Here is a 12,288-nt window from a genome sequence, read left to right as displayed (position 1 = left end):
GTGTCAATTTGACCCGGTCCGACCGATCCGTCTGGAATTCAGACCGCCCCGTTTCTGAGGCAACCCCTCTAACTTACCTTGACATCCCGTTCGTGTCCACTCGCGCAGGCACGCCCGATTTGCCGGGGTTTTGGAGAGAGGGTGCAGGGGCTCGCCCTGCAGGAAGAAACCTTAGCAGGACTCAGGAGCAACATGACCAACTTGCCAACCATCCCCGGGGCTCGCGCGTCCCAAACCTGCGGTGCGGACAACCAGACGGCAAGTCATCCGCAATCGCGCTCGGATACGAAGTAGGCACGAGGGTCAGGACTCTGACTCCGTCACGGAGGTGACCTTGATGACCCGCTCGGAGTTCGACGACATTCGCGCGCACATCGCCGCAGAAGCCGATCACCACGACGACCTTCTCCTGCTCGCCCGGTCGCTGCTGGACGACCTCGAGGCCGCACGGATGCGCGAGGCCACCCTCCGCTCCTACTACCTGCGCCTCCTCACCGCCGCCCGGGCCACGGTCGCCGCGGAGGCGGCGGGCCATCCGGCGCCGCTCACCTTCCTCACCGCCGAACTCGGCGAGCGCGGCCAGCTGCCGGCCGGCGAGGAAGTGAACCGGATCCTGGCCGACGCCCGCACCGCGACCGCCTTGGTCGCCGCCCTCGAGCAGCCTCCGCGCGGGAACAGGCTCCGACGAGGACGACCGGGAAGGGAGCACGTGCCCGGAGGTGTGCCGGCACCAGCCGTACTCTCCCACGATGACCCGTTCCGCGTCGTTGACCTGGCCTTGAACCAAGATCTGTAAGACTTCAGGCATGTGGCAGCAGGGAATGAATTGGGCTGCGACGACCCTCGTGGGCGTCTTCGGCGTTCTCTGGGTCGGTGTCGTGGTCTTCGCAGCAACTGATGTGTCGATATGGGCCCGGATCGGACAGACCGCCTTCGGTTCCCTCCTCACCGGCTGGGCCCTGTACAAAGCCTTCCTCCTGCTCCGGAGTACCGAGCCGAAGTTCGCGCCCCGCCACCGGCGGGTCAGAGGCTGAGGACGCGGCGGGTCAGGAGCCTGTCCGGAACGCGCTCAGGGCGTCGGCGACCTGCTGGACCGGCACGCCGAGATCGAAGCGGCTCAGGAGGAAGAGCCCGTCCCTGGTCTCGATCTCCAGCAGTTCGGTCCGGGACGTAAAGCGGATCCGTGTGTCGACCCGGATCCGCTCGACCTCGCTCCAGGGCACCCGTTGCGCACCCGCGAAGCCCTTCGCCACCACGACGCCCTCCCCGTCCGCGCTGAGCCGTACCGGGGCCAAGAGGTCGCGCAGCGCCAGCACCGCGAGCATGACGGCCCCCGCACCCGCCAGGAGCATCCCGCGCACGTCATCGTGGCTCACCACGGTGACCACCGCGAGAGCGGACGCCCCCGCGGCCTTCAGCATGAAGATCTCGCGGCGCACGCGCCAGCGCAGCACAGGGGATCGGGACATGTCAGCCACACTGGCACGTTACCGAAGGCCCGCGGAAAGCCTCGGCCGTCAGGCCGGGACGAACGCGGTCCCCGTCAGGGGGTGGCCCGCCGCCGGCGAGCCGTCCCGGAGACCGTCCATCTCAGGCGCGGGAGCAGTCGATCGCCCTGCGCGGACGCCAGGCCGTACGGCTCCCCCTCAGCCGGGCGTACGGCGCCCCTCAGGAGTGCGGCCGATCACGTGGAAACGACGAAGGCCCGGATCTCGATGAGATCCGGGCCTTCCCTTGGTAGCGGGGACAGGATTTGAACCTGCGACCTCTGGGTTATGAGCCCAGCGAGCTACCGAACTGCTCCACCCCGCGTCGGTGTGTGTCTGAAGACTACCCGGCTTTGGTGGTGGAGGCGAATCGAGCGGTGCCGTGTCCCTACGAAGTGGGGGACGGCGACGGTGCGGGTGTTCCTGAGGGCGTCGGTGACGGGGTCGCCGCGGGCGTGGCCGACGGACTCGGGCTCGCCGTCGGGGACGGGCCGGCGGCGGGGTTCGCCACGCCCTTCAGCTTCTCCAGAGCCTCCTGCAGCTTCTTCTGGGACTCGCCGTACGCCTGCCAGTCCGGCGGGTTCTTCGCCAGGGCCCCCTGCGCCGCGGTGTAGGCGGCCTGCGCGTCGGCGATCGCCTTGGCGAGGTCCGCCTCGGACAGAGCCGGCTGCTCGGGCTTGTCCTCGACCGGGGTCTCCGGCTTGTCGTCGGCCGGGATCTGCGGGACGCCCTCACCGAAGACCTGCTTCAGCGCGTCCTCGAGCGTGCCGCCGAAGCCGAACTTGTCCCCGTAACCGACCAGCACCCGGCGGAGGATCGGGTACGGCTCCTGGCCCGGGCCCGGCGCGGTCTCCACGTAGACCGGCTCGACGTAGACCAGCCCGTCGGCGAACGGCAGGGTCAGCAGGTTGCCGTAGCGGACCTTCGCCCCGCCGATGTTGAGCAGGTTGAGCTCACCGGAGAACTTGTTCCGGAAGTTGTTCTGCACCTGCCCCGGGCCGGGGATCGTGGTGTTGGACGGCATGCGCAGGATGCGCAGCTTCCCGTAGTTCTCTCCCGGCGTGGCGTCCACCGCCATGAACGCGGCGAGGTTGGGCCCCTGGCGCGGTACGAACGTGGTGGTCAGCGAGAACGACGGGGCGTCCGACCCCGGCATCTTGACCGACAGGTAGTACGGCGGCTGCTTGACGTTGCGCTCGTCCGACGACGGGTCGTCGGGGACGTTCCAGAAGTCCTGACCGCCGTAGAAGGCGTCGGGGTCGGTGATGTGGTAGCGGGACAGCACGTCGCGCTGGACCTTGAACAGCGCCTCGGGATAGCGGATGTGCTGCAGGAGCTGCTGCGACATCTCGGTCTTCGGCTTGAGGACACCGGGGAACGCCTTGCGCCAGGTCTGCAGGATCGGGTCCTTCTCGTCCCAGGCGTAGAGCTGGACGGTGCCGTCGTAGGCGTCGACCACGGCCTTGGCCGAGTTGCGCATGTAGTTGATCTTGTCGCGCGGCTGCTGCACGGCCAGGCGCGGGTCGGTCGCCGTGTCCCGCGTCATCTCCTCCAGGCTCTTGCTCGCGGAGTAGGGGTAGGCGTTGGAGGTGGTGTAGGCGTCGATGATCCACACCACCCGGCCGTCGACGATGGCGGGATAGGTGTTGTTGTCCAGGCTGAGGAACGGCGCGACCTTGGCCACGCGCTGGGCCGGGTCCCGCTCGTACAGGATCTTGGACTTCTCGTTGACGTCACCCGAGAGCAGCAGGTTGATCTCGCTGTACTTGGCCGCGTAGAGCATCCGGTTGAAGAACGAGCCGACGGGCACGCCCCCCTTGCCGGTGTAGGTGGTGTTCTGCTGGCCGGTGTTGCCGCTGCCGGGGTAGTCGAGTTCCTGGTTCCTCTTGCCGTCGCCGCCCACGATGACGTACGGCGGTGCGGACGGAGACTCGCCGTAGTAGATCCTCGACTCCTTCAGGCCGGTCCGCTCGACCAGCGGGCCGATGACCGGCATGTCCTTGGCGGTGAAGTTGGGCAGGCCCCCGGCGTCGACCTCGTTGCCCGGCGCGGCCACGAAACCGTAGCCGTGGGTGTAGACCAGGTGCCGGTTGATCCAGTTGTTCTGCTCCGGCGGCGGGCCGGTCAGCTCGCGCACCGCCACCACCGTGTCGCGCATCTTGCCCGACTCGTCCGGATAGCGGTCGACGTCCAGCGGGTCGTGGAAGTCGTAGAAGCCGCGGATCCGCTGCTTCTGCGCGTAGGTCTCGGAGACCAGGTTCGGGTCGAGCAGCCGCACGCCGGAGATCGAGGTGTCGGCGGTGACGTTGGCCTTGCTCGCGTCACCCTGCGCCGCGTAGTTGGTGACCTCGGCGTCGTTGACGCCGTACGCCTTCCGGGTGGCCTCGATGTTGCGCTTGATGTAGACCTGCTCGCGCGCCTGCTCGTTCGGCTTGACCTGGAACTGCTGGACGAGCGCCGGGTAGACCCCGCCGATCAGGATGGCGGAGAGCACCAGGAGGCCGAAGGCGACGCCCGGCAGCATGCCGCCGGGCCGTACGATCCCGGCGAAGAACAGGGCGGCGCAGATCAGCGCGATGATCGCGAGGATCGTCTTGGCGGGCAGCACCGCGCTGACGTCGGTGTACGAGGCGCCGTGCACGAAGCCCCGGTCGGAGAAGACCAGGCCGTAGCGGTCGACCCAGTAGGCGACCGCCTTCAGCAGCACGAACACGCCGAGCAGCACCGACAGGTGCACCCGGGCCGCGCGGGAGGCGTGCACGCCGGGCGACTGGAGCCGGAACCCGCCGTACAGGTAGTGCACGATCGTGGCCGTCACGGCCGAGAGCACCACCGCGGTGAACAGGAAGTTCAGCACCATCCGGATGAACGGATAAGTGAACATGAAGAACGAGATGTCCATGCCGAACAGCGCGTCGTTCTCGTTGAACGGCGTGGCGTTGACGAACTCCAGCCAGGTCTTCCACTGGCCGGCGAAGGACGAGCCGGTGAACAGCGCAAGCACCGCGACACCGATGATGAAGATCATCTTCCGGTGCGGGTCGAGGGCCATCCGGTAGCGGTCGGCGCCGCTGGCGCCGCCGAACATGCCGGGGCCGAACATCGGCCGCGTCCGGTAGGCGAGCAGCATGTTGCCGCCCACGATGCCGACCATCAGCAGCGCACCCACGATGAAGAGCACGATCTGCGTGACGACCACGCCGGAGAACACCGCCGTGTAGTCCACCGAGTCGTACCAGAGGTAGTCGGTGAAGATGCCGGCGAAGAGGAAGAAGAACGCCACGAGCGCGACGAGCGCGATCGCGACAGGAAGCATCAGTCGTGGCCGGCGGGGCAAGCGCATCGCCCTACCGGCTCCGGGGGTCCGGAAGCTCAAGGCCAACCCCTTGTCGTAAGAGCACGGTCCGTGTTGGCAACCTACACCGGCGGGGGTTGCGTCGCGTTCAACCGTTCGGCACGGTGCGGGCACGACCTCCGCAGGTCTCGGCTCAGTACGACCAACGCGCGAGGATCGCGATCAGTGCCCCACCCGCCGCGTTCGTTGCACCCGTTTCCGGCCCACCCGGTTTCCGGCGCTCCGGGCCCATGGCTCCGGGCCCATGGCTCCGGGCTCCCGGCCCTCAGCCCGCCGTGCAGGAGGGCACGGCGCCCGAGCCGGTGCGCACCGCGTCGAGCGCCTGAACGGCCTCGTGGAGCGTCTCGACCTTGACCAGCCGGAGCCCGTCGGGAACCGCGGCGAGCGCCTCCGCGCAGTTGTCGGCCGGGGTGAGGAAGACCGTGGCCCCGGCCTCCCTCGCGCCCACCATCTTCTGCTGGATGCCGCCGATCGGGCCGACCTCGCCCTGGGGGTTGATCGTCCCGGTGCCCGCCACGGCCTTCCCTCCGGTCATCGCACCGGGGGTGAGCTTGTCCACGATGCCGAGGGAGAACATCATCCCCGCGCTCGGCCCGCCGACGTCGCCGACGTTGATGTTGACCTCGAACGGGAACCTGTAGCCGACCGCCATGGAGATGCCCACGATGGGCGTGCCGTCCGCGGACGCGGCGGTGGGCACGGTCACGGTCACGTCCTGGCCGCCGCGTCTGACGACGAAGGTCACCTGCTCCCCCGCCTTGTGCTTGCGGACGGCCTCCGAGACGGTGTCGCGGTCCTTGGCGGCCACGCCGTCCACGGAGACGATCTCGTCGCCCTGGTCGAACCTGCCGTGGGCGGGGAAGCCCTGCTGCGTGGCGGCGACCGTCACGACCGAGGTGTAGGGGATGTTCAGCTCCGTGAGCGCCGCGGCGGTCGCGGCGTCCTGGGAGTTGGTCATCTCCTGGGTGTTCTGCTCCTCGACCTCCTCGGCGGTGGTCGCCGGAGGGAAGATCGTCTCCTCCGGGACGACCGCGATGGTCGGGTCGACCCAGCCCCGCAGCGCCGTGAACAGGTCGATCCTGCTGCCTGGCCCACCCTGGTAGGCGACCGTGACGAGGCTGAGCTTGCCGTCGGTCGGGTAGGTCGGACGCCCCTCGATGCTGATCACCGGAGTGCCCTTGACGTCACCGATGGTGTTCTCCGTCGGCCCGGGGCTCAGCACGACGTACGGCACCGGCAGCAGGGTGCCGACGACGCCCAGCACGAGTGTGAGGAAGCCGGCCACCATGAGGGTCAGCGCACGTCGGGACATGGGGGAAAGCCTATGCGGTCCCGGAGGCCGCGCGAGATCGGCGGTACGGCGTTCGCATGCCCGGTCGCGGGCTCCCGGTCGTTCTCAGCAACGGGCTCTCGGCCGCGGATCCGGCATCGCGGGCGCCGGGCCGCGGGCGCTCACTCGCAGGCCCCGACCCACTCGGTCGTGCCGTCGGCGAAGAGCTGGTTCTTCCAGATCGGGACCTCGGACTTGAGGTCGTCGATGAGGCGGCGGGCGGCGGCGAACGCCTCCTGCCGGTGGGGGCAGGCGACGGCCACGATGACCGCGACGTCCCCGAGCCTCAGATCGCCGACCCGGTGCACCGCGGCCAGCGCGGTGACCGGGAAGTCCGCGGCGACCTTCTCGGCCACCCGGTGCAGCTGCTCCTCGGCGCTCGGATGGGCCGAGTAGGACAGCCGGGTGACCGGCTTGCCGTGGTCCTGGTCGCGCACCGTCCCGACGAAGAGCGCGGTCCCGCCCGCGGCGTGGTCGCCCACCGCCGCGAACACCTCGTCCAGGGAGAGGGCGCTGTCGCGAATTCCCAGCAGCCGGATGACGTCCACGCCGGAAAGACTACCTCTCCGGCGTGGCACACCGGCTGACCGGTTTCGGGGAACGCGCCCGGCGCCCGGGTGCCGGCGCCCGCCTCCGCCGCCCGCCTCCGCCGCCCGGTCGCGCTCCAGGTGCGGCGCCGTCAGGTGCGGCGCTTCTTACGGGCGACGCGGACGATCGCGGCGGTGCCGAGAACCGCGACGGTCGCGCCGGCCGCGGTGAGTGTGGCCTCCTTGCCGGACAGACGGCGGCCGACGACCGCGTGCCTGCCCCCGCGGAGTTCCAGCAGCTGCGCGAACGCGGCCTCGTTGGTCCACTGGGGCTTCCAGCCCGCCTCGCGGAGCGCCGTGCAGTCGACCACCCAGGGGTAGACGACGTGGTGCAGGTCGGTGGCGGGCGCCGGGGTGATGCCCAGCCGGTGCAGCCGCTGGGCGGTGCCGAAGGTCAGCCCGGCGGGCAGCTCCAGCCGGCGCAGACCGGAGATCTCCTCCACCTGCTCCTGCTCCAGCCAGCCCTCCCCTCCCACGGCGGCCACGCCGGAGACCATGCCGAGGGCGGCCAGCTCCAGCGCGGAGACCAGGTCGTCGACGTGGCAGAACTGCCAGCGCGGGCTGCAGCCCTTCACGGTGAGCAGCCTGGGCGCCTCGAAGTGCCGGGTGACCACGCTGTCGATGCCCGGGCCGACCAGCGCGGCGGGCCGGAGCACGGTCACCTCCAGCCCCGGATGGCTGCGGAGCGAACGCCTGGCCAGCGCCTCGATCTCCAGGTGGTCGCCGACCACGCCGGTGTCGGACTCGGCCGCCACCGGCGAGTCCTCCGGCAGGGGGACCGGGTTGTCGGGCGCCGCGCCGTACACCATGGCGCTGGTGACCAGCACGACGCGGCGCACCCGGGCGGCGGCGCTGGCGGTCAGCACCGTCTGCGCCGCGCGCAGGTTGTAGGCGCGCCGCTCGCCGGGGTCGGAGTCGAGCCCGTAGTCGGCCGTCAGGTGGACGAGCACGTCGATGTCGGAGATCCGGTTCGCCAAGAGCGGATCTCGGACGTCGATCACCCGCCAGGTGACGTCGGGTACGTCGCCGCGCTGCTCGTCGATGGCCACCACTCTGCGGAAATCCGCAGACGAGGCGACCTTCGCGAGGAACGCGCGGCCGATGCCCGAGGCCGCGCCGGTGACGGCGACGACCGGGGGCCGGAGGCGTTTCGAGGTAGGCACCAGGTCCTCACTTTGCACTGATCCGCCGTGCGACGGATAACGTGGCGGATGTGGACTCCTCCATCCTGCACGAGGTAGAGCCGTGACTGACTTCCCAGGTCGGGAAAACGACCCCGACGAGAACCCGTTCGCCATGTTCGGCAACCCGGAGCAGATCGCCGCGGCGATGCGGCAGTTCGCCGACATGCTGTCCGCCCCGCAGGGTTCCGGCCCCGTCAACTGGGACATGGCCAAGAACATCGCCCGGCACGCGGTGGTCGCCGAGGGCGACCCGAGCGTGATGGAGGGCGAGCGGCGCCAGATCGTCGACGCCCTGAACCTCGCCGACCTGTGGCTGAACGAGGTCACCGCGCTGCCCAGCGGTGTCGGCTCGCCCCAGGCGTGGAGCAGGTCGGAGTGGATCGAGAAGACCGTCCCCGTCTGGCGGCAGCTCTGCGACCCGATCGCCGAGCGCATGGTCGAGACCATGGGCGGCACGCTCGGCGCCGCCGGTCTGCCCGCCGAGGCCCAGGCCATGGCGGGACCGCTGATGGGCATGATGAAGCAGATGGGCGGGATGATGGTCGGCCAGCAGATCGGCCAGGCCCTCGGCTCGCTCGCCCGTGAGGTGGTCGGCTCCACCGACATCGGGCTGCCGCTCTCCGGGGACGCCGCCCTGCTCCCGGGCGGGATCGCCGCGTTCAGCCAGGGACTGGAGACCCCCGCCGAGGAGATCCGCCTCTACCTGGCCCTGCGCGAGGCCGCCCACCACCGGCTCTTCCAGCACGTGCCGTGGCTGCGCGGGCACCTGCTCGGCGCCGTGGAGGAGTACGCCAGGGGCATCACGGTGGACGTGTCCGCCTTGGAGGAGCAGCTCCGCGGCCTCGACCTCAACAGCCCCGAGCAGCTGCAGCAGGCTCTCAGCGGCGGCAATCTGCTCAAGCCCGAGGAGACCGAGCGACAGAAGGCCGCCCTGTCCCGGCTGGAGACGACGCTCGCCCTGGTCGAGGGCTGGGTCGGCACCGTGGTGGAGGCCGCCGCCGCCGGCAAGCTGCCGTCCGCCGCGGCCCTGGGCGAGACGGTACGGCGCCGCCGCGCGACCGGCGGTCCCGCCGAGCAGACCTTCGCCACCCTCGTCGGGCTGGAACTGCGGCCGCGCCGCCTGCGCGACGCGGCCGTCCTGTGGAAGGCCCTGGAGACGGGCCGCGGCGTGGACGGCAGGGACGCGGTGTGGAACCACCCCGACCTGATGCCCACCGCCGCCGACCTCGACGACCCGGAGCGCTTCGTGCGGGGCGAGCCCGACTTCGACCTGTCGGACCTGGAGGCCTCGTTGCGGAAGGCGGAGGAGCCGGGAGACTCCGGGGACGACGAGGACGACGCCGGCGGCGCGAGGGACGACGGCGCGTGAGCCTTCCCGATCGAGGCGGCCGGTCCGGTCCCGGTGACCTCCTGCCCGGTGGGGGCCTGCCCTCCGGCGCCCTCCACGCCGACGCGCGGGCCGTGCTGGGGGCGTGGCACGCGCCGACCGACACCGAGGAGGCGCTGCGCGAGGAGTTCCTGGAGCACCTGCACGCCCACGGGGACGGGATGTACCGCGAGTGCGTGCCGGACCATCTGACCGCCACCACCGCGGTGCTCTCCCACGACGGCGAGCGCGTGCTGCTGACGCTGCACGGCAAGGCGGGGTTGTGGCTGCCGATGGGCGGCCACTGCGAGCCCGGTGACCTGTCTCTGGAGGCCGTGGCGCTGCGGGAGGCGACCGAGGAGTCGGGCATCCCCGGGCTGCGGCTGCTGCCCGGGCCGCTGGCCCTGGACAGGCACCGCGTCTGGTGCCATCCGCCGTTCAGCCACCACCTCGACGTCGAGTACGGCGCGGTGGCGCCCGCCGGGGCCGAGGCGGTGATCAGCGAGGAGTCCCTGGACCTGCGCTGGTTCCCGGTGGACGGGATCCCGGACCCCAGCGACGAGGCCACTCGCCGGCTGGCCCGCCGGGCCAGGGAGACGCTGCGCTCCAGCTGATCGGACCGTTTTACATACGTTTCACATGGCCTCGGATAGCGTCGTCTCCGCAGGGGGGGCGATCGATGGATCAGAGCAACGTGGATGTGGACGTCTCGTCCGGGGGGGCCGCCGGCGGCGTGGTCGTGGTCCCCGCCCGGCGCCGGTGGCGTGTCTCCCGGACCTTCGCCTGGGTCGCGGTCGCGCCGTTCGCCCTGTGGGCCGTCGCCCGGGTGGCCGGACTGGAGCGGGGGTCGCTGCCCACCCAGTTCATGACCGGCACGCCGTATGTGGCGGCGGGTTCGCTGGTGCCCCTGCTCGTCGGCGCGCTGGCCCGCAGCCGGACGGCCACGGCCGTCGCGCTGGTCACCGCGGTCGCGCTCGGCTCCAGTGTGATCCCCAGGGCCGTGGGCTCCACGGGGCCGGCGGAGGCCGGGACCGGGACGCCGCTGCGGGTGCTGACCGCCAACCTGCTGTTCGGCGACGCCGACGCGTCCGCCGTCGTGGACCTGGTCAGGCGGTTGCGGCCGGACGTGCTGAGCACTCAGGAGCTCACGCCGGAGATGGCGGAGAAGCTGGACGCGGCGGGGCTGGCCGGGCTGCTCCCGCACCGCGTGCTGCAGGCGGACTCGGGCGCGACCGGCAGCGGCCTGTACTCCAGGCACCCGCTGACCCCCCGCGCCGGGCTGTTCCGGGTGATCGGCCACAACATGCCCGCGGCCCTGGTCGCACCGCCCGGCGCCGCTCCGGTGGAGATCGTCGACGTGCACACGTACGCGCCGATCGGCGAGCTGGTGAGCGGGTGGGAATCGGGCATCGAGGCGCTTCCACCGCCCTCCCCCGGCACGGTCCGCATCCTCGCGGGCGACTTCAACGCCAGTCTCGACCATGCGGTGATGCGGCGGCTCCTGGACCGGGGATACGTCGACGCGGCCGACCAGGTCGGGCAGGGGCTCGTCGCCACCTGGCCCTCCGGCAGGCGGATCCCTCCGATCATCACCATCGACCACGTCCTGGTGGACCGCCGGGTCTCGGTGAACGAGGTGGAGGTCCATACCCTGCCCGGCACCGACCACCGCGCCGTCTTCGCCGATCTCCGGCTGCCCGCCCGGCTTCCGTAGGGCGCCCGTCGTCCCCGGCCTTCGCGGGGATCTCCACGGCTCCGGGGCGGCACTGCGATGCCTCGGGCGTCGCGCCCGGATGTCACCGGCGCGAGGCCGCCGGGGGTCACGCCGACAGCAGCGCCCGGGTGTTGTCCCAGCCTTCGAGGCCGGGGTCGAGCCGTCCGACGTCGCCGGGGGTGCGCAGGCGGTGCCAGCCGGGGCCGGTGGCGACCATCCGGCTGCCCGGGGCGCGGGCGCGCAGCGTCCCGACCGGGTCGGGGTCGTCGAATCCGGCGTCGGCCCACTCGGGATAGGGCAGATGGGCCGCGAGCGCCACGCTCCGCCGCCGTGCGCGGGCGAGACGGCGATCCGGGCCCGGCCCAGCGCGCGGAAGAGCTTGCCCACCAGCAGCGGCGGCAGATCCGGGGCGTCCGCGCTGACCAGGACCGCCTGCCCGCCGTACGGCAGGGCGGCGAAGGCCGCCGCCACCAGGGCGGCGCCGGACAGCCCGGGGGCGATCTCCACGACCGGGGTCCCCGGCCAGACGATCTCCTCCATCCCCGGCACGCTCGTGACCAGGACGGGCGTCACGAAGTCGAGTTCGGCGGCCATCTCGTAGGTGTCCTCGGCGACCGCGGTCAGGAACGCGCCGGGATCGACGCCCGGAGGCGCGCCGGCGGCCGTCGCCTCGGTGACGAGGACCGCCACCAGCCGCTCCTCGCCCCGCTCCGCACCCGCCGGGCTCCCGGCCGTCACCACTCCTCCGCGGCGCCGTTGGCCGCCATGGAGAATCCTTCGAGGAAGCCGCGCGCCCGCTCGGCTTTGGGATAGCGTTCCACCAGGGTCCAGAACCGGGGACCATGGCTCGGCACGAGCAGGTGCACGAGCTCGTGCATGATCACGTAGTCGACGACCCAGGCGGGCATGCCCGCAACCGCGTGGAGATCCTGATGGTGCCGTGGTCGGGGGTGCACGAGCCCCAGCGGTGCCGCTGGTTCTCCACCCATCGCACGCTCGACGGCAGTGCCGCGCCCTCGAGATAGCGGGCGGACAGGTCGGCGGCCCGCTCCATCAGATCGTCGTCCGAGGGGCGTCTTCGCTGCTCCTTGGCGGCGAGCCGGTCGAGCATCCGGCGCACCCACTGCTCCTCATCGGTCCTGCTCAGGCCGTCTGGGAGCAGCACGATCGTTTTCTCGCCGTCGCGGTATGCGGAAACGGTCCGCCGACGACGAGAACTTCGACGGACCTCGACTGTCTCGGGGGGCACCTATGCACGGTAGCCG

At 71.2% G+C, this 12,288-nt stretch carries 11 protein-coding genes, 1 tRNA gene and 1 pseudogene; 5 read left to right on the top strand and 8 right to left on the bottom strand.

Going from position 1 to position 12,288, the window contains the following annotated elements:
* The first annotated feature begins 337 nt into the window (after nt 1-337).
* Nucleotides 338-796, top strand: coding sequence for a hypothetical protein (locus tag ACWJ6R_RS07430; RefSeq protein WP_449061471.1), 459 nt, complete (start codon nt 338-340; stop codon nt 794-796).
* Nucleotides 797-1,046: 250 nt separating this feature from the next.
* On the opposite strand, the gene ACWJ6R_RS07425 is transcribed toward ACWJ6R_RS07430, so the two are convergent.
* The 6 genes from ACWJ6R_RS07425 to ACWJ6R_RS07400 all read right to left on the bottom strand — a co-directional run bounded on the left by ACWJ6R_RS07425 (nt 1,047) and on the right by ACWJ6R_RS07400 (nt 7,925).
* The gene (locus tag ACWJ6R_RS07425) at nt 1,047-1,469 is read right to left on the bottom strand and encodes a PH domain-containing protein (RefSeq protein WP_449061470.1); all 423 of its coding nucleotides are present in this window, start codon (nt 1,467-1,469) and stop codon (nt 1,047-1,049) included.
* A gap of 266 nt (nt 1,470-1,735) precedes the next feature.
* A tRNA-Met gene (locus tag ACWJ6R_RS07420) sits at nt 1,736-1,812 on the bottom strand.
* A 63-nt stretch (nt 1,813-1,875) separates the two neighbouring features.
* Complete coding sequence (locus ACWJ6R_RS07415; protein WP_449061469.1) at nt 1,876-4,830, bottom strand: UPF0182 family membrane protein; 2,955 nt, start codon at nt 4,828-4,830, stop codon at nt 1,876-1,878.
* Between the two features lie 277 nt (nt 4,831-5,107).
* A complete protein-coding gene (locus ACWJ6R_RS07410) occupies nt 5,108-6,154 on the bottom strand; it encodes a YlbL family protein (protein ID WP_449061468.1) in 1,047 nt (348 codons plus the stop codon).
* Nucleotides 6,155-6,294: 140 nt separating this feature from the next.
* Nucleotides 6,295-6,720: a molybdenum cofactor biosynthesis protein MoaE gene (locus ACWJ6R_RS07405; protein ID WP_449061467.1), complete on the bottom strand. Its 426-nt coding sequence runs from the start codon at nt 6,718-6,720 to the stop codon at nt 6,295-6,297.
* A 131-nt stretch (nt 6,721-6,851) separates the two neighbouring features.
* The gene (locus ACWJ6R_RS07400) at nt 6,852-7,925 is read right to left on the bottom strand and encodes an NAD-dependent epimerase/dehydratase family protein (protein ID WP_449061473.1); all 1,074 of its coding nucleotides are present in this window, start codon (nt 7,923-7,925) and stop codon (nt 6,852-6,854) included.
* 79 nt (nt 7,926-8,004) lie between these two features.
* On the opposite strand from ACWJ6R_RS07400, the gene ACWJ6R_RS07395 reads away from it, so the two are divergent.
* The 3 genes from ACWJ6R_RS07395 to ACWJ6R_RS07385 all read left to right on the top strand — a co-directional run bounded on the left by ACWJ6R_RS07395 (nt 8,005) and on the right by ACWJ6R_RS07385 (nt 11,023).
* Nucleotides 8,005-9,312: a zinc-dependent metalloprotease gene (locus ACWJ6R_RS07395; RefSeq protein WP_449061466.1), complete on the top strand. Its 1,308-nt coding sequence runs from the start codon at nt 8,005-8,007 to the stop codon at nt 9,310-9,312.
* A gap of 56 nt (nt 9,313-9,368) precedes the next feature.
* Entirely contained in the window at nt 9,369-9,923 is a 555-nt protein-coding gene (locus ACWJ6R_RS07390) for an NUDIX hydrolase (protein WP_449061472.1), read from the top strand.
* 65 nt (nt 9,924-9,988) lie between these two features.
* A complete protein-coding gene (locus tag ACWJ6R_RS07385; protein WP_449061465.1) occupies nt 9,989-11,023 on the top strand; it encodes an endonuclease/exonuclease/phosphatase family protein in 1,035 nt (344 codons plus the stop codon).
* 106 nt (nt 11,024-11,129) lie between these two features.
* On the opposite strand, the gene ACWJ6R_RS07380 is transcribed toward ACWJ6R_RS07385, so the two are convergent.
* Nucleotides 11,130-11,342 (bottom strand): hypothetical protein, encoded by a 213-nt coding sequence (locus tag ACWJ6R_RS07380; protein WP_449061464.1) that lies wholly within the window; start codon nt 11,340-11,342, stop codon nt 11,130-11,132.
* A 60-nt stretch (nt 11,343-11,402) separates the two neighbouring features.
* Here ACWJ6R_RS07380 and ACWJ6R_RS07375 point away from each other — a divergent pair, with 60 nt between their 5' ends.
* Nucleotides 11,403-11,624 carry a hypothetical protein gene (locus ACWJ6R_RS07375; protein ID WP_449061463.1) on the top strand — a complete coding sequence of 74 codons (222 nt, stop codon included), beginning with the start codon at nt 11,403-11,405 and terminating at the stop codon, nt 11,622-11,624.
* A gap of 133 nt (nt 11,625-11,757) precedes the next feature.
* Here ACWJ6R_RS07375 and ACWJ6R_RS07370 read toward each other — a convergent pair.
* Nucleotides 11,758-12,272: pseudogene (locus ACWJ6R_RS07370) on the bottom strand (M48 metallopeptidase family protein).
* Nucleotides 12,273-12,288: the final 16 nt, after the last annotated feature.

This window comes from Planomonospora algeriensis, from assembly GCF_977012225.1.
Note: the sequence above shows the minus strand (reverse complement) of the source record. Positions and strands in the feature narration are given on the sequence as shown.

Coding starts and splice junctions, on each gene's coding strand:
- ACWJ6R_RS07430 (WP_449061471.1), top strand. CDS start 338: ATGACCCGCTCGGAGTTCGACGACATTCGCGCGCACATCGCCGCAGAA.
- ACWJ6R_RS07425 (WP_449061470.1), bottom strand. CDS start 1,469: ATGTCCCGATCCCCTGTGCTGCGCTGGCGCGTGCGCCGCGAGATCTTC.
- ACWJ6R_RS07415 (WP_449061469.1), bottom strand. CDS start 4,830: ATGCGCTTGCCCCGCCGGCCACGACTGATGCTTCCTGTCGCGATCGCG.
- ACWJ6R_RS07410 (WP_449061468.1), bottom strand. CDS start 6,154: ATGTCCCGACGTGCGCTGACCCTCATGGTGGCCGGCTTCCTCACACTC.
- ACWJ6R_RS07385 (WP_449061465.1), top strand. CDS start 9,989: ATGGATCAGAGCAACGTGGATGTGGACGTCTCGTCCGGGGGGGCCGCC.